This window comes from Variovorax sp. SG517, assembly GCF_013376045.1.
GTDB lineage: Bacteria > Pseudomonadota > Gammaproteobacteria > Burkholderiales > Burkholderiaceae_C > Variovorax.
Genome location: NZ_JABMJG010000009.1, coordinates 61,809 through 77,542, shown reverse-complemented (window position 1 = coordinate 77,542; position 15,734 = coordinate 61,809). Strand labels below are relative to the sequence as shown.

Annotated in this window: 12 protein-coding genes; 8 read left to right on the top strand and 4 right to left on the bottom strand. The window is 68.1% G+C overall.

Annotated features, from left to right (window positions below):
* Positions 1-20: 20 nt before the first annotated feature.
* Positions 21-1,322, bottom strand: a complete 1,302-nt coding sequence (locus FHT32_RS25360) for a branched-chain amino acid ABC transporter substrate-binding protein (RefSeq protein ID WP_176667362.1) — start codon at positions 1,320-1,322, stop codon at positions 21-23.
* Positions 1,323-1,446: 124 nt separating this feature from the next.
* On the opposite strand from FHT32_RS25360, the gene FHT32_RS25355 reads away from it, so the two are divergent.
* Positions 1,447-1,818: an Hsp20/alpha crystallin family protein gene (locus FHT32_RS25355; protein ID WP_176667361.1), complete on the top strand. Its 372-nt coding sequence runs from the start codon at positions 1,447-1,449 to the stop codon at positions 1,816-1,818.
* A gap of 188 nt (positions 1,819-2,006) precedes the next feature.
* Positions 2,007-2,765 (top strand): alpha/beta hydrolase-fold protein, encoded by a 759-nt coding sequence (locus FHT32_RS25350; protein ID WP_176667360.1) that lies wholly within the window; start codon positions 2,007-2,009, stop codon positions 2,763-2,765.
* Here FHT32_RS25350 and tsaD read toward each other — a convergent pair.
* Positions 2,701-3,762, bottom strand: coding sequence for a tRNA (adenosine(37)-N6)-threonylcarbamoyltransferase complex transferase subunit TsaD (gene tsaD, locus FHT32_RS25345; RefSeq protein ID WP_176667359.1), 1,062 nt, complete (start codon positions 3,760-3,762; stop codon positions 2,701-2,703). The genes FHT32_RS25350 and tsaD overlap by 65 nt on opposite strands.
* 94 nt (positions 3,763-3,856) lie before the next feature.
* Here tsaD and FHT32_RS25340 point away from each other — a divergent pair, with 94 nt between their 5' ends.
* The 4 genes from FHT32_RS25340 to FHT32_RS25325 all read left to right on the top strand — a co-directional run bounded on the left by FHT32_RS25340 (position 3,857) and on the right by FHT32_RS25325 (position 8,525).
* Entirely contained in the window at positions 3,857-5,122 is a 1,266-nt protein-coding gene (locus tag FHT32_RS25340) for a nitrate regulatory protein (protein ID WP_176667358.1), read from the top strand.
* A gap of 353 nt (positions 5,123-5,475) precedes the next feature.
* Positions 5,476-6,720 (top strand): CmpA/NrtA family ABC transporter substrate-binding protein, encoded by a 1,245-nt coding sequence (locus FHT32_RS25335; RefSeq protein WP_176667357.1) that lies wholly within the window; start codon positions 5,476-5,478, stop codon positions 6,718-6,720.
* Positions 6,721-6,730: 10 nt separating this feature from the next.
* Positions 6,731-7,660: a nitrate ABC transporter permease gene (ntrB, locus tag FHT32_RS25330; protein ID WP_176667356.1), complete on the top strand. Its 930-nt coding sequence runs from the start codon at positions 6,731-6,733 to the stop codon at positions 7,658-7,660.
* A 55-nt stretch (positions 7,661-7,715) separates the two neighbouring features.
* Entirely contained in the window at positions 7,716-8,525 is an 810-nt protein-coding gene (locus FHT32_RS25325; protein ID WP_176667355.1) for an ABC transporter ATP-binding protein, read from the top strand.
* 29 nt (positions 8,526-8,554) lie between these two features.
* Here the strand turns inward: FHT32_RS25325 and FHT32_RS25320 are convergent, their stop codons facing one another.
* On the bottom strand, positions 8,555-9,832 hold the full coding sequence (locus FHT32_RS25320) for an ANTAR domain-containing protein (protein WP_256099154.1): 1,278 nt from the start codon (positions 9,830-9,832) through the stop codon (positions 8,555-8,557).
* 269 nt (positions 9,833-10,101) lie between these two features.
* Here FHT32_RS25320 and FHT32_RS25315 point away from each other — a divergent pair, with 269 nt between their 5' ends.
* Entirely contained in the window at positions 10,102-11,358 is a 1,257-nt protein-coding gene (locus tag FHT32_RS25315; protein ID WP_176667353.1) for a nitrate/nitrite transporter, read from the top strand.
* Between the two features lie 113 nt (positions 11,359-11,471).
* Here FHT32_RS25315 and FHT32_RS25310 read toward each other — a convergent pair whose 3' ends face one another.
* On the bottom strand, positions 11,472-13,193 hold the full coding sequence (locus tag FHT32_RS25310; RefSeq protein WP_176667352.1) for a bifunctional protein-serine/threonine kinase/phosphatase: 1,722 nt from the start codon (positions 13,191-13,193) through the stop codon (positions 11,472-11,474).
* A 64-nt stretch (positions 13,194-13,257) separates the two neighbouring features.
* Between FHT32_RS25310 and nirB the strand changes: the two genes are divergently transcribed.
* A complete protein-coding gene (gene nirB / locus FHT32_RS25305; protein ID WP_176667351.1) occupies positions 13,258-15,708 on the top strand; it encodes a nitrite reductase large subunit NirB in 2,451 nt (816 codons plus the stop codon).
* Positions 15,709-15,734 lie beyond the last annotated feature (26 nt).

The window sequence follows — 15,734 nt, the reverse complement described above, 5'->3', positions numbered from 1 at the left end:
CCTGTTGTTCGTCATCGGATTCAAGGTCTCTTCATCTTGCACGAGGTCGGCAGTTCGGCGCGCTCGGGGGCAATCGTCTTGACCACGCGGAAGCCGTAGCCCGAGCCTTCCACGTCGAACTGCACGCCGGGCCTGCCCTGCCTGTCCATCACGCCCACCACCAGCTGCTGCTGGAACTGATGGTCCGCTGCGCGCATGCGTCCGCGCTGGCCGTACAGGCTCACGTCGGCCTGCTCCAGTGCGCGCGCCACCGGTACCGCATCGACGCTGCCCGCGCGTTCGACAGCCTGCACCAGCGCCTCGACCATGAGCTGCAGCCGCATGTGCACGTAGTCGTCGGAAGGCTTCGGAAAGCGCGCCCGGAAGGCTCGGTAGAAAGCCTCGGACTGCGCCGTCTGCACGTTGGGCAGCCAGTCGGCCACGGCCACCACGCGCCCGATGCCCGCGTCGCCGATCGCGGCCGGCGCGCCCAGCGCATTGCCGTAGAAGGTGTAGAAGCTGCCGTTGAAGCCCGCCTCGCGCGCGGCCTTCACCAGCAGCGTGAGATCGTTGCCCCAGTTGCCCGTGACCACCGCCTGCGCGCCGCTGGCGATGATCTTCGTGGCGTAGGGCGCGAAATCCTTCACCTTGCCCATGGGGTGCAGTTCGTCGCCGACGATCTCCACGTCGGACCGCTGCGCGCCGAGCTGCCGGCGTGCCTCGCGCAGCACGGCCTGGCCGAAGCTGTAGTCCTGTCCGATCAGGTAGACGCGCTTGAGCGCCGCGTCGTCCTTCACCACGTCCATCAGCGCGGCCATGCGCATGTCGGCGTGCGCGTCGAAGCGGAAGTGCCAGAAGCTGCAGCGCTCGTTCGTGAGCGACGGATCGACCGCCGCGTAGTTCAGGAAGATCGCGCGCCGCGAAGGATCGCGCTCGTTGTTCTTGTCGATAGCATCGACCAGCGCCGCTGCCGTGGCCGACGAATTGCCCTGCAGCACGATGCGCGCGCCGTCGTCCAGCGCGGCGCGCAGCGCGGAGAGCGCTTCCTCGTTCTGCCCCTTGCTGTCGTAGCGGTCGAGCTGCAGCGGCCGTGCACCTCCGGGAACACCCGCCAGCTTGACCCCGCCTCGCGCATTCACGCGCTCCACGGCCCACAGCAGGTTGCGGAACACGGCTTCCCCGGTGTTGGCGAAGGGTCCGCTCATGCTTTCGATGAGAGCCAGCCGGATGGGCGCGGGAGGCGCTGCGGACGGCGCCTGCGCAAGCGCCGCGAAGGGCCTCGCGCATAGCGCCAGCGCCGCGAATTTCAAGGTCTCGCGACGCAAATTAAAGGGGGGATTCATTGTCTTGAAACGCGTGCCGCTGCGCCTAGATGAGGTCTCAAGCGGCACTCACGATTGAACGGCCGCGCAGTGTAAGGGACACACATTCCTTGTCCCCATTGTGTTGATTCAGGAGTTCTTCATCATGTTTTTCGCCCCCACCCTTCGCACCGCCCGCTTCGCTCCCCGTGCGTATGACCGCTCGTTCGAACGCTTCGTGAACGAAGCCTTCGCAGGCGCCCGCCGCTCGCCCCTGGTGGAGCAGGACGACAAGAGCTGGACCCTCTCGCTCGACGTGCCGGGCTTCGCGCGTGAAGACCTCTCGATCAGCATCGAAGGCGCCGTCCTGCGCATCGAGAGCAAGGCCGAAGCCAAGCGCCTGTTCAAGGCCGCCTACGAACTGCCGCAGGACATCGACGTGGCCGCCAGCGAAGCGAAGCTCGAGAACGGCGTGCTCACGCTGAAGCTCGGCAAGCTGGTGCCGGTGAGCCAGGCCACGCAGTTGCAAATCAACTAATTCGGCCTATGCCCACAAGAGGAAAATGTTAGTAAGGCTCGGTTTTTGACTTTAAACGAGCACCTTATTCACAATAGCGCTGGATAACGTCACATGATGTGACGTTTTCTTAGAACTTTCTTCTTCGTGGGCGTCTTGTAAACGCACCGAACGGCTACGGTGCGGTTCGGGTGCCCCCAAAAGGCACCATGAAAACGCACCTTCAGCCCGCCAACCCCAACGAACAATCCGACACGCTCCTGGTGTTCCTGCCCGGGGCCTACCTGAAGCCCGACGAGTTCGAGCGCGAAGGTTTCATCGACGCCGTGCGCGAGCGTCATCTGGCGGCCGACGCGCTGCTGGTCGACGCGGATGTTTCCTACTACTACGAGCAGACGCTGAGCGACCGCCTGCACACCGAGGTCATCGAGCCGCAGCGCGCCAAGGGCTACAAGTCGATCTGGCTCGTGGGCATTTCCATCGGCGGCTTCGGCGCGCTGATCCACGAACTGGCGCGGCCGGGCTCGGTGGACGGCATCGTGGCGCTCGCGCCCTACCTGGGTCGCCGGGTGCTCGGCGCGGAGATCAAGAAGGCCGGCGGCCTGCGCGCCTGGCAGGCACCCACCGGACCGCAGCCCGACGAGGAGCCCGACCGCAAGCTCTGGCCCTTCTTCCAGCAGTACCTGGAAGCCAAGCCGTCGAAGAACCTGCCGCCGCTGTACCTCGGGTTCGGCCTGGAAGACCGCTTTGCCAGCAACCACAAGCTGCTGGCCGACGCCCTGCCGCCGGGGCGCGTCTTCACGACCGAGGGCGGCCACGACTGGCCGCAATGGCGCCAGCTATGGCGCAACGTGCTGGATGTGCTGCCGCTGCCGGCCGCCGGCAGGCAGTCGAGGCAAACGATTACGCAGTCTCAGGTAGCGCCGATTCAGGCACGGACAGCGCAGCCATGGGCCATCGCGGCCTGACGTCGAAGGCATAGCGCTCGCTCGCCTGCGACAGCCCCGACTGCAGCCGCATCGCGGCAGCCATGGCGATCATGGCGCCGTTGTCGGTGCACAGGTGCAGCTCGGGGTAGTGCACCCGCACCTTGCGCCTGGCGCATGCCGCATCCAGCTGCTCGCGCAGGCTCCTGTTGGCCCCCACGCCTCCAGCCACCACCAGCCGCTTGAGGCCGGTCTGGTCCAGCGCAGTCAGAGATTTCTTCAGCAGCACCTCGACGATGGCCGCCTGCGTGGACGCCGCCAGGTCGGCCTTGCGGGCTTCGAGCTCGTCGCCCAGCTTCTTTGCCTGCGTGAGCACTGCGGTCTTCAGTCCGGCGAAGGAGAAGTCGAGATCGCCGCTGTGCAGCAGCGGGCGCGGCAGCTTGAAGGCCGCGGCATCGCCGCCCTCTGCCAGCTTCGCGAGCCACGGCCCGCCGGGATACGGCAGGCCCATCAGCTTGGCGCTCTTGTCGAAGGCCTCGCCGGCCGCGTCGTCGATGGTTTCACCGAGCAGCTCGTAGCGCCCCACGCCATCCACCCGCATCAGCTGGGTATGCCCACCCGACACCAGCAGCGCGACGAACGGAAACTCCGGCGGGTCGGCGCTCAGGAACGGCGACAGCAGGTGCCCTTCGAGGTGATGCACCCCCAGCACCGGCTTGCCCAGCGCCACGCCCAGCGCACAGGCCACGCCGGCGCCCACCAGCAGCGCGCCCGCGAGCCCCGGCCCGCGCGTGTAGGCCACCACGTCGATCTCGCCGAGCGAGCGGCCGGCCTCGGCCATGACCGTCTCGGTCAGCGGAAGCACGCGGCGGATGTGGTCGCGGCTGGCCAGTTCGGGCACCACGCCGCCGTAGGCCTGGTGCATGGCGATCTGGCTGTGCAGCGCGTGCGAACGCAGCACCGGCAGCGCGTTGCCGTGCGACTCGACCAGCGCCACGCCGGTCTCGTCGCAGGATGATTCGATTCCCAACAAGAGCATGGCGCCGAGTGTAGGCGCCGCCCTCCGCCGACGCCCGCAAGGGGGCAAACGGCACGGATGTTGCAGTGACGCAGCCAGAGCCACGCGCCCCACCATGAAATCCGGATTGAGCTTCCTCATCGCCGCCCGCCGCTGCGAAATCGACGAACTGGACCGGCTCGCCCGCACCAGCGAGCTGGTGGGCCTGATCGGCCGGCTGGTGCACGCGCTGCAGCGCGAGCGGGGCATGTCGAACATGTTCCTCACCTCGCGCGGCGGCCGCTTCGCCGAGCAGCGCGGCCCGCAGATCGCCGAATGCGTCGCGCTCGAGCAGGAGGTCCGCACCTGTTTCGACCAGCTCGAGGCCGACAACTACCACCGCGGCTCCGACGCCGGCAACAACGCGCGCCTGTTCAGCCGCATCGCCTGGGTGCTGCCGGGCCTGGACGCCCTGCCCGCCCTGCGCCGCCGCATCGACGCGCTCGAGCTCAAGCCGGCGCAATCCACCGCCGCTTTCGCCAAGCTGGTCGCGGGCCTGCTCTCGGTGGTGTTCGAGGCCGCCGACGGCGCCACCGACCCCGAGATCTCTCGCCTGCTGGTCGCGATGTTCAACTTCATGCAGGGCAAGGAATTCGCCGGCCAGGAGCGCGCATTCGGCTCCGCCGCGCTCGCGCTGGGCCGCAGCGACGAGGCGCAGCGCCTGCAGTGGCTTCACCTGATCGAATCGCAGGAGCGCTGCTTCCAGGTCTTCACCGACTTCTCGGGCGAAGAGGTGCTCGCGCTCTGGCACGACATCCAGCCCGACGCCGAAGTGGCCGATCTCGAACGCATCCGCCGGCGCGGCGCGGCGTCCGGGCCGGCCGACGTGCCGTTGAGCCAGGCCTGGTTCGACTGCTGCACCCGCCGCATCGACGCCATGAAGACCGTAGAGGAGCGTCTGGCCGGCGACCTGCGCGCGCTGTGCGAGCACAAGACCGCGCAGGCCCGCAGCGAGCTTCGCGAATACCGCCAGCTGCTCGACTCTCTGGCGCCGCAGGCCGGCGCGCTCTTCTTCGACGACGCCGATGCCCAGGCGGCAGCACCGGCCCAGCTGGGCCGCCACCTGGAGCGCTCGGTGCTCGACATGGTCCAGGAGCAGTCGCGCCGGCTGCAGGCCATGAGCGATGAACTCGAGACCGTGCGCGCCTCGCTCAACGAACGCAAGATCGTCGAGCGCGCCAAGGGCCTGCTGATGGCGCACCGCCGCCTCAGCGAGGAAGACGCCCACAAGATGCTGCGCCAGACCGCCATGAACCAGAAGCGCAGGCTGGTCGACGTGGCCGAGTCGATGCTCGCGATGGCCGACTACCTGCCCATGCTCGACCGCGCACCGCCGCGCTGAAGCGAGCGGCCCGGGCGTTCGAATTTGGTGCACCGCACAACAACCGTGCCACCCACCCTTTGCCGCCCGGCCTGCCCCTCCCCCGCTGCGCGCTGCGGCTTCGTGCGACATCCAGCTACTTTCTTGATAGCAGCCGGCAAATCTCGAAGCTGGCACACCGCTTGCAAGCAATAAGTTCATAGGTCCTCGATGGACCTTCAGGCAGGCGGCATCCAACGGCGGGTGCTTCCTACCGACCGGACAAAGGCGTCCCCATCCCGCAAGGGCTCGTTTTCGAGCAGCCCCTGCGCGGTGCGGACGCCTTTTCGTTTTTGTCTTTCTTGTTTGTTCGTCTTCAACCGGAGCCCCGCCACATGACCGACCTGCTCAAAACCCGTCTCAGCCGACGCCGCGTCCTGCAAGCCGCCGCCATCGGCGCCGTGGGCATCGACCCTGCGCTGCGCGCGGCCGTCTGGGCCCAGGGCTCCGACAAGCCCGAGAAGGAAGAAGTGAAGATCGGCTTCATCCCGCTGACCGACTGCGCCAGCGTGGTGATGGCCTCGGTGCTGGGCATCGACAAGAAGTACGGCGTGAAGATCGTGCCCAGCAAGGAAGCCAGCTGGGCCGGCGTGCGCGACAAGCTGGCCAACGGCGAGCTCGACTTCGCCCACGTGCTTTACGGCCTGGTCTACGGCATGCACCTGGGCCTGAGCGGCCCGAAGAAGGACATGGCCGTGCTCATGACGCTCAACAACAACGGCCAGGCCATCACGCTGTCGAAGAAGCTGGCCGACAAGGGCGCGGTGGACGCCGCATCGCTCGCCAAGCTCATCGCGAGCGAGAAGCGCGAATACACCTTCGCGCAGACCTTCCCCACCGGCACGCACGCCATGTGGCTGTACTACTGGCTCGCATCGGCCGGCATCGACCCGTTCAAGGACGTGAAGAACATCACCGTGCCGCCTCCGCAGATGGTCGCCAACATGCGCGTGGGCAACATGGACGGCTACTGCGTGGGCGAGCCCTGGGGCCAGCGCGCGATCATGGACGGCATCGGCATCACCGCCATCACCACGCAGGACATCTGGAAGGACCACCCCGAGAAGGTGCTGGGCACCACCGCCGAGTTCGCGAAGAAGTACCCCAACACCGCGCGCGCCGTGACGGCCGCCATCCTGGAGGCCGGCAAGTGGATCGACACCGGCCTGCAGAACAAGAACAAGATGGCCGAGACCATCGCCGACAAGAGCTACGTCAACACCAGCGTGGACGCCATCAACCAGCGCATCCTGGGCCGCTACACCAACGGCCTGGGCAAGAGCTGGGACGACCCCAACCACATGAAGTTCTACAACGGCGGCGCCGTGACCTTCCCGTACCTGTCGGACGGCATGTGGTTCCTCACGCAGCACAAGCGCTGGGGCCTGCTGAAGGAGCACCCCGACTACCTGAAGGTGGCCACCGAGATCAACCGCATCGACATCTACAAGCAGGCCGCCGCCGCCACGCAGACGCCGGTGCCCAAGGAAACGATGCGCACCAGCAAGCTCTTCGACGGCTCCGTCTGGGACGGCAAGGACCCGAAGAAGTACGCCGATTCCTTCAAGCTCCATGCATAGGGAGAACACCATGGTCAGCGCAGTCTTCCACTCGCCGCTCGATGTGGCCGCCGCCCAGTCGGCGCCCTCCGCCCCGCCCAAGCCGGCCGCCTCCAAGGTGGCGGCTCCGCAGCCGGTGCCGGCCCCCGCACCCGAGCCGCGCACCCGCGCGCCGCTCGACCTGCGCGCCTTCTGGATGCGCGTGCTTCCGCCGCTGGCGGGCTTCGGACTGCTGCTGCTGATCTGGGAGGTGGTGGCCATGAAGAGCACCACCGGCTTCCCCACGCCCGCTGCCACCTGGCAGCAGGCGGTGACGGTGTTCAGCGACCCGTTCTACAGCAAGGGCCCCAACGACCAGGGCGTGGGCTGGAACGTGCTCTCCTCGCTGCAGCGCGTGGCATTGGGCTTCGGCCTCGCCGCGCTGGTCGGCATTCCGGCCGGCTTCGCCATCGGGCGCTTCGAGTTCCTCTCGCGCATGTTCAACCCGCTGATCAGTCTGCTGCGCCCCGTGTCGCCGCTCGCCTGGCTGCCCATCGGCCTGCTGGTGTTCAAGGGCGCCAACCCGGCGGCCATCTGGACCATCTTCATCTGCTCGATCTGGCCGATGATCATCAACACCGCCGTGGGCGTGCAGCGCGTGCCCGCCGACTACATGAACGTGGCCAAGGTGCTGAACCTGAGCGAGTGGAAGATCCTCACCAAGATCCTCTTTCCCGCCGTGCTGCCCTACATGCTGACCGGCGTGCGGCTGGCCGTAGGCACCGCCTGGCTGGTGATCGTGGCCGCCGAAATGCTTACCGGTGGCGTCGGCATCGGCTTCTGGGTGTGGGACGAGTGGAACAACCTCAACGTAGCCAACATCATCATCGCGATCTTCGTGATCGGCATCGTCGGCCTGGTGCTGGAGTTCGCGCTCATCAAGCTCGCAACCGCGTTCACGTTCGAAGAGGTGAAGTCATGAGCCGCACGGCCGCTCCGAAGGCGAATACCGCAGCGCTGCTGCACGGAGGTTTCCAATGATCGACGACACCAAGTACATCGAGATCCACGGCGTCGAGCAGGCGTTCAAGACGCCCAAGGGCCGCTTCGTCGCGCTGCGCGACGTGAACCTGAACGTGGCCAAGGGGGAGTTCATCACGCTCATCGGCCACTCGGGCTGCGGCAAGTCGACGCTGCTGAACCTGATCGCCGGGCTCACCACGCCCACGCAGGGTTCGCTGCTGTGCGCCAACAAGGAGATCAAGGGCCCCGGCCCCGAGCGCGCGGTGGTGTTCCAGAACCACTCGCTGCTGCCCTGGCTCACCTGCTTCGAGAACGTGTACCTCGCGGTGGAGCGGGTGTTCGCGGCCACCGAGAGCAAGGCGCAGCTTCGCGCCCGCACCGACGCGGCGCTGGCGCTGGTCGGCCTCTCGCACGCCGCGCAGAAGCGCCCCGGCGAGATCTCCGGCGGCATGAAGCAGCGCGTGGGCATCGCACGCGCGCTGTCGATGGAGCCCAAGGTGCTGCTGATGGACGAGCCCTTCGGCGCGCTCGACGCCCTCACCCGCGCCAAGCTGCAGGACGAGCTGCTCGCGATCGTGCAGAAGACGCACAGCACGGTCGTCATGGTCACGCACGACGTGGACGAGGCCGTGCTGCTGAGCGACCGCATCGTGATGCTCACCAACGGCCCGGCAGCGACCATCGGCGAGGTGCTGTCGGTGGACATCCCGCGCCCGCGCAACCGCGTCGAACTGGCCGAAGACCCGGCCTACGTGCATGCGCGCAAGGCGGTGATCGACTTCCTCTACACGCGCCAGGCGCACGTGGAGAAGGTCGCGGCCTGATACCGCGCCCCGCGCCAGCACAACCGGCGTCAGGACATGATCACTTGCAGGCTGTGCTCGTACGACGCCGTGAGGCGTTCGAAAGTGTCGACCAGCGCCTCGCTGGAACGCACCAGCGTGGCGCGGCCGTCGGCGCTGTCGAGCGCCTGCACGCCGCCCACCAGCCGCAGCCATTCGTCGCGCGCGCTCGCCAGCGCGGCACGGATCTCGGCAGTGCTCAGCGGCGCACGCTCCAGTTCGAGCAGCGCGGCTTCGAACTCGGCCATGGTCGGCACCAGCCGTGCCTTGGTCGCTTCTTCCTTCAGCGCTGCGGCCAGCAGCGCGTCCTTGGCGAGCCGCTGCGCGCGCATGCGCTGCCGCCCGCAGATGTTGACGATGCGCAGCGCGCGCCGCGCGCCCGAGGTTTCGAGCGCCTCGGTGAGCGCCTCGGCGGCGTTCAGCAGCACTTCGGCGCGCCGGTCGATGTCGGCCAGTCCCGCCGCCGTCGGCTTTGCAGTCAGGGCTTCGGCCAGCCCGCTCCACGCGGACTGCGCCTGCGCGAGCGCCTCGACGCCGCCCGCGCCGAGTCCGAGGGCCGCCAAGTGATCCAGGTTCTGCTGCACCCGCTCGGAAGACTGCGTGCGCAGCAGCCTGGCCCGCTGCGCGTCGATGCCGCCCAGCAGCTGCGCCGCCACGCGCACCAGCCGCTGCGAGAGCATGCGCAGCTGCCCGGCGCGGTTGATCGCCTCCGCCCACTGCGCGGCCTCGATGACCGAACGCGACACCTCGCCGAGCCGCAGGTTCGCGTGCATCGCGGCGCCTCGCAGCAGGCCGAAGGCCTCGTCCTCGCCGATGCCGCGCGCGGACATCAGCAGGCCCTTGGCACGATCGACCCACTTGCGCTCGTCCATGCGGGTGCGCAGGTTCTCCAGTTCGGTGCGCAGCGCGGCCTCGCGCTGCCAGCGGGACGAGGCGCGCGCCATCAATGCGGCAAGCGATCCGGCCTCGATGGCATCGGCATGCAGCCAGGCGTGCACGCCGAGCGCGACCAGTTCCTCGTGCTGCGCGGCGTTCAGCGACCCGCTGGCGAGGCCCACAGCGCACGGCGGCACACCGGCCCAGCCGCGCAGGGCATCGAGCAGCGCGGGCGTGGGCACGGGCAGGAAGATCAGCACCTGCCGAGGAGCGAGCGCCTCGAACTGCCGTGCGAAACCAACGCAATCGGCAACGCCGAGCACGTCGATCCCAGCGCCGGACAAGGCCTTCGCCAGCGGCTGCGGCAGCACCGGGCCGGCAGGTTCATCGGGCAGGACAACGAGAAGGGACATCGTGGAGAAAGAACGGTGCGGGAGCGCACCGCGAGCATAGGCCACGCCCGCGCGAATCCGCGGGCACGCCTCTTGCATGAAACAGGGCGCGGTGTAACGAAGCACCGCTTTGGTGAAGAGGCTGCAGGCTCCTGCATCCGGCCCGGCAACACACATGCCGCGCGCACCCCCACGCTTGCAGCGTCCGCTGCCGGCACCCCGCTCCCAACCCCGTCCGTCGACACGGCCCCTCCAGGGCCGCGCCGCGGCTTTTTGCATCTTTGAACGCCATGTCAGGTTTCAGGAATTTCTTGCAGTCAGGCCACAGTCCGACACTGTTCGCGGCCTTCCTGTACTTCTCGTTCTCCTGCTGCATCTGGGTGCTCAACGGCGCCATGGCGCCCTTCATCGGCGAGACCTTCAGCCTCTCGCCGGCGCAGAAGGGCCTGATGCTGTCGGTGCCGATCATCGCGGGCGCGCTCATGCGTTTTCCGCTGGGCATCCTCTCGCAGTACATCGGCCGCAAGAAGGCCACGCTGGTCGAGATGGCGCTGATCGCGGTGGCGATGCTCTTCGGGTTCTTCTTCGTCAAGAGCTTCAACGACCTGCTCGCCATGGGCGTGCTGCTGGGCATCGCGGGCGCCAGCTTCGGCGTGGCGCTGTCGCTGGGCTCGGGCTGGTTCCCGCCGCAGCACAAGGGCCTGGCCATGGGGCTGGTGGGCGCGGGCAACGTGGGCACGGCCGTGTCGGTGCTGGTGGCGCCGCCGCTGGCCAACTGGCTGGGCTGGCAGGCGGTGTACGGCGTGGCCGCCGTCGCCATCCTGATCCCGATGGTCGTGATGGTGCTCTTCGCCAAGGAGCCGCCGGACGTGAACGCGCATTCGAGCTTCCGCGAGCACATCGCCTGCCTGTTCGAAAAAGACGGCTGGGTGTTCAGCCTGATCTACGGCGTGACCTTCGGTGGCTTCATCGGCCTCACGACCTTCCTGCCCTCGTATTACTACGACCAGTTCGGCGTGAGCAAGGTGCAGGCCGGCCAGCTGACCATGCTCGCGGCCTTCATGGGCGCGGCGGTGCGCGTCGTGGGCGGCTGGATCTCCGACCGCTGGGGCGGCGTGAACACGCTTACCGTGGTGCTGCTGGTGGTGGCCGTGGGCCTTGTGCTGGTGGGCGTCTCTTCCGGTTCGCTGACCGTCACCACGCTGGTGCTGATCGTCTGCTTCGCCGCGCTGGGCGCGGGCAACGGCGCCCTCTTCCAGCTGGTGCCGCTGCGCTGGCCCGCGAGCACGGCGGTGGCCGGCTCGATGATCGGCGAGATCGGCGCGCTGGGCGGCGGCCTGGTGCCCAACGCCATGGGCCTGTCGAAGCAGTACCTGGGCAGCTACCTCTGGGGCTTCATCTTCTTCGCGGCGCTCTCACTCGTGATGCTGGGCGTGATGCGCGTGATGCAGATCCGCTGGACCCGCACCTGGGCCGAGAAGGGTGGCCGCGCGCGCGTCGTGCCGGCCCATGCGCCGGCTTCGCAACCGGCGAGGCGCTCCGCATGAATCCGCGCGCCCCTATGCCAGGAACACCGTGGAACCGGCTTTGCCGGGCCACCGGTGCTGCCCCCGGAGAGGGGGTTGGCGGCCACACGCAGTGGGCAAGCCTGGGGGTGAGCTCAATGCGGCAGAAAAAGCAGCCACACGATCAACAGGAGGTTGAACAGCACCGACACGCCCAGCGCCAGCTGGTAGAGCACGAGCGGATCGCGGCGGATCAGCGGCGTGGCGGCGGGTGCGTTCACGGGGCGCGATGCACCGCGTTCGAGCGCGAGCAGCAGTTCCTCGGCGGTCTCGAAACGCTCGCGCGGATCGCGCGCGACGGCCTTGCGCACCAGGTGGTCGAGCCAGATCGGCAGGTCGGGCCGCAGCCGCGAAAGCGCGACCGGGTCGCGGCGGTAGCGCGCCACCTGGTAGGGCTCGATCTCGCCGTAGGGCAGATGGCCGGTGAGCCACTGGTAGAGCGTGACGCCGAGGGCGAACAGGTCGCTGCCCGCATTGGCGGTGCCGCCCTCCTCCCACTGCTCGGGATTGATGTAGCTGGGCGTGCCCGCATGCAGCTCGCGCTGGGCCGCGCCCTCCCTGCCGGACAGCGCCACGCCCAGGTCGAGGATGCGCCAGCGGCCGTCGTCGCCCAGGTGCAGGTTGCCGGGCTTGATGTCGCGGTGGATCACGCCTTGCCGATGCAGCCGGCCGAGCGCGCGGCTCAGTTCGATGCCGGCGGCCACCACATCGGCCACCGCGCCGCGCGGATTGGCCTTGCGCAGTTGCTCCAGCGTGCGCCCGCCGTGCCAGTCGAAAACGATGTAGAGCGCGCTCGCGTTCTCGGCGCGTTCATGCACGCGGACGAAGCCGCTGCCGCCCACGCGCAGCCCCAGCCAGGCCTCGTGCGCCAGCATCGCGCGCTCCTGCGGATCGCCGGCGCGCGAGGGATGCAGCGTCTTCAGCGCGACCAGCTCGCGCGTGACCGGATGACGCGCCTGGTAGAGCAGATGCACGCCGGTGTCGGCCACAAGCGCAGTGATCGCGTAGCCGTCGAGCACCTCGCCCACTTTCAGCGCGGGCGGCGGAGCGAGCCTGCGGCCGTCGCCGAGTTCGTCGTCGAGCTGCCGGGCGTCCAAACCCAACACGCGGATGACCAGCGCGGTCGCGTTGTCGCGCGTACCGGCGTCGAGCGCGGCATGCACCAGCGCCTCGCTGGCAGCCTCGGCGTCGTCGCCCCGCAGCGCCAGCGCAGCCACCTGCTGCGGCTTGAGCACGCCGTGCACGCCGTCGGAAGTGAGCACGAAGCAGTCACCCACGCGAACGTCGCCCTGCACGTAGTCGACACGCACCTGGTCGTCGAGGCCGATGGCGCGCGTCAGGCGGCTGCGCATGTCGGGATGGTCGAAGGCATGGTCCTGCGTGAGCGGCACGGCCGCTTCGCCGCCGGCGCGCACGCGCCAGGCGCGGGTGTCGCCGACGTGGGCCAGCGTGTAGCTCTGGCCATGAAGCACCAGTGCGGTGAGCGTGGTGAGGGCCGTGCCGCCCTCCTCGCTGCGCCTGCTCTGGCGGCGGCGGTTGTGGTCGGCCAGCCAGCCGTTCTGCGCGGCGACCAGCCGGTCGAGCGCGGCGGTCGGCTCCCAGGTGGCGGGCGTGGCGAAGTAGTCGGCCAGAAGCCCCATCACCGTGGTCTGCGCCGCTTCGCGGCCCCGGCCTCCGCTGGACACGCCGTCGGCAATGGCCGCGATGAGCCCGCGTGCCTCGTCGCCCGGCGGCGCATGCACCGCGCCGGCGAAGTCCTCGTTCACCTCGCGCGGTCCGCGCCGGCTGCTGTAGCCGATGTCCACTTCAAAGCTCATGGCGCGATTCTGAACGCGCGCCGCGGGCGCAAGTCCGCTTGATTTCCCTGAAAGGTCCAGCCCCATGAAGAAAATGAAACTCGTGATGGTCGGCAACGGCATGGCCGGCGTGCGCACGCTCGAGGAGCTGCTGAAGATCGCGCCCGACCTGTACGACATCACCGTCTTCGGCGCGGAGCCGCATCCCAACTACAACCGCATCCTGCTGTCGCCGGTGCTCGCGGGCGAGCAGACCATCGACGAGATCGTGCTCAACAGCTGGGAGTGGTATTCGGAGAACAACATTACGCTGCACGCCGGCAAGAAGGTGGTGGAGGTCGACCGCGTCAAGCGCATCGTGCGCGCCGTGGATTCGGAAGGTGGCGTCACCGAGGCCGCCTACGACCGCCTGCTGATGTGCACCGGCTCCAACCCCTTCATGCTGCCGGTGCCCGGCAAGGACCTGAAGGGCGTGATCGCCTACCGCGACATCGCCGACACCGACTACATGATCGAGACCGCGCGCACGCACAAGAACGCGGTGGTCATCGGCGGCGGCCTGCTGGGCCTGGAAGCCGCCAACGGCCTGATGCTGCGCGGCATGAACGTGACCGTGGTGCACGTCATGCCCTGGCTGATGGAACGCCAGCTCGACGACGTGGCGGGCAAGCTGCTGCAGAAGTCGCTGGAAGACCGCGGCCTGAAGTTCATGATGGGCGCGCAGACGCAGGAGCTGGTGGGTGGAGAGGACGGCCGTGTCAAGGCCATCCGCTTCAAGGACGGCACCGAGACCGTCGCCGACCTGGTGGTGATGGCCGTGGGCATCCGCCCCAACGTGGAGCTGGCCGAGAAGATGCGGCTGCACTGCAACCGCGGCATCGTCGTCACCGACACCATGCAGACCGTGACCGATGCGCGCATCTACTCGGTGGGCGAATGCGCGGCGCACCGCGGCATCGCCTACGGGCTGGTGGCGCCGCTCTTCGAGCAGGCCAAGGTGGCGGCCAACCACCTGGCGCAGTTCGGCATCGGCCGCTACCTGGGTTCGCTCACTTCCACCAAGCTGAAGGTGACGGGCATCGACCTGTTCTCGGCCGGCGAGTTCATGGGCGGCGAAGGCACGGAGGAGATCGTCATGAGCGACCCCTTCGGCGGCGTCTACAAGAAGCTGGTCATCAAGGACGACAAGCTGGTGGGCGCCTGCCTCTACGGCGACACGGTGGACGGCAGCTGGTACTTCAAGCTGCTGCGCGACGGCCGCAGCGTGCACGACATCCGCGACAAGCTGATGTTCGGGGAATCGAACATCGGCGACACCGGCCATGAAGGCCACAACAAGGCCGCGAGCATGCCCGACGACGCCGAGGTGTGCGGCTGCAACGGCGTAAACAAGGGCACCATCTGCAAGGCCATCAAGGAAAAGGGCCTGTTCACGCTCGACGAGGTGAAGAAGCACACCAAGGCCAGCGCGAGCTGCGGCTCGTGCACCGGGCTGGTCGAGCAGATCCTGATGTTCACCGCGGGCGGCGACTACTCCGCCACGCCCAAGAAGAAGGCCGTGTGCGGCTGCACCGACGCGAACCACCAGGACGTGCGCGACGCGATCCGCAAGGAGCACTACCTGACGCACGACGAGGTCTACCGCAACCTCGGCTGGCGCACGCCCAATGGCTGCGCCACCTGCCGCCCGGCCGTCAACTACTACCTGATCAGCACCTGGCCCAAGGAGGCGAAGGACGATCCGCAGAGCCGCTTCATCAACGAACGCAGCCACGCCAACATCCAGAAGGACGGCACCTATTCGGTCATCCCGCGCATGTGGGGCGGCCACACCACGCCCGACGAGCTGCGCCGCATTGCGGACGCGGCCGACAAGTACAAGATCCCGACCGTCAAGGTCACGGGCGGCCAGCGCATCGACCTGCTGGGCGTGAAGAAGGAAGACCTGGAAGGCGTGTGGAAGGACATCGGCATGCCCAGCGGCTTTGCCTACGCCAAGTCGCTGCGCACGGTGAAGACCTGCGTGGGCAGCGAGTGGTGCCGCTTCGGCACGCAGGACAGCACGCAGATGGGCAAAGACCTGGAGCGCGCGCTGTGGGCCATGTATTCGCCGCACAAGGTCAAGCTGGCGGTGTCGGGTTGCCCGCGCAACTGCGCCGAAGCCGGCATCAAGGACGTGGGCGTGATCGGCGTCGATTCCGGCTGGGAGCTCTACGTGGGCGGCAACGGCGGCATCAAGACCGAGGTGGCGCAGTTCCTGGTGAAGGTGAAGACAGCCGCCGAGGTGATGGAGTACTCGGGCGCCTTCCTGCAGCTGTACCGCGAGGAAGGCTGGTACCTGGAGCGCACGGTGCACTACATCGGCCGCGTGGGCCTGGACTACGTGAAAAAGAAGATCCTGGACGACGCCGAGGGCCGCAAGGCGCTGTGGGAGCGCCTGCAGTTCGCGCTCGACGGCGAGCCCGATCCGTGGTTCGAGTCGGCGCAGGCGTCGGTCGACGTGCGGCAGTTCACGCCGCTGACCGCAGCCGCCTGAACCGGAACACAGAACGAGAGAAAGAA

Bases quoted from the DNA above. Each gene is read 5' to 3' on its own strand.
- FHT32_RS25360 (WP_176667362.1), bottom strand. From the start codon at position 1,322: ATGAATCCCCCCTTTAATTTGCGTCGCGAGACCTTGAAATTCGCGGCG.
- FHT32_RS25355 (WP_176667361.1), top strand. From the start codon at position 1,447: ATGTTTTTCGCCCCCACCCTTCGCACCGCCCGCTTCGCTCCCCGTGCG.
- FHT32_RS25350 (WP_176667360.1), top strand. From the start codon at position 2,007: ATGAAAACGCACCTTCAGCCCGCCAACCCCAACGAACAATCCGACACG.
- tsaD (WP_176667359.1), bottom strand. From the start codon at position 3,762: ATGCTCTTGTTGGGAATCGAATCATCCTGCGACGAGACCGGCGTGGCG.
- FHT32_RS25340 (WP_176667358.1), top strand. From the start codon at position 3,857: ATGAAATCCGGATTGAGCTTCCTCATCGCCGCCCGCCGCTGCGAAATC.
- FHT32_RS25335 (WP_176667357.1), top strand. From the start codon at position 5,476: ATGACCGACCTGCTCAAAACCCGTCTCAGCCGACGCCGCGTCCTGCAA.
- ntrB (WP_176667356.1), top strand. From the start codon at position 6,731: ATGGTCAGCGCAGTCTTCCACTCGCCGCTCGATGTGGCCGCCGCCCAG.
- FHT32_RS25325 (WP_176667355.1), top strand. From the start codon at position 7,716: ATGATCGACGACACCAAGTACATCGAGATCCACGGCGTCGAGCAGGCG.
- FHT32_RS25320 (WP_256099154.1), bottom strand. From the start codon at position 9,832: ATGTCCCTTCTCGTTGTCCTGCCCGATGAACCTGCCGGCCCGGTGCTG.
- FHT32_RS25315 (WP_176667353.1), top strand. From the start codon at position 10,102: ATGTCAGGTTTCAGGAATTTCTTGCAGTCAGGCCACAGTCCGACACTG.
- FHT32_RS25310 (WP_176667352.1), bottom strand. From the start codon at position 13,193: ATGAGCTTTGAAGTGGACATCGGCTACAGCAGCCGGCGCGGACCGCGC.
- nirB (WP_176667351.1), top strand. From the start codon at position 13,258: ATGAAGAAAATGAAACTCGTGATGGTCGGCAACGGCATGGCCGGCGTG.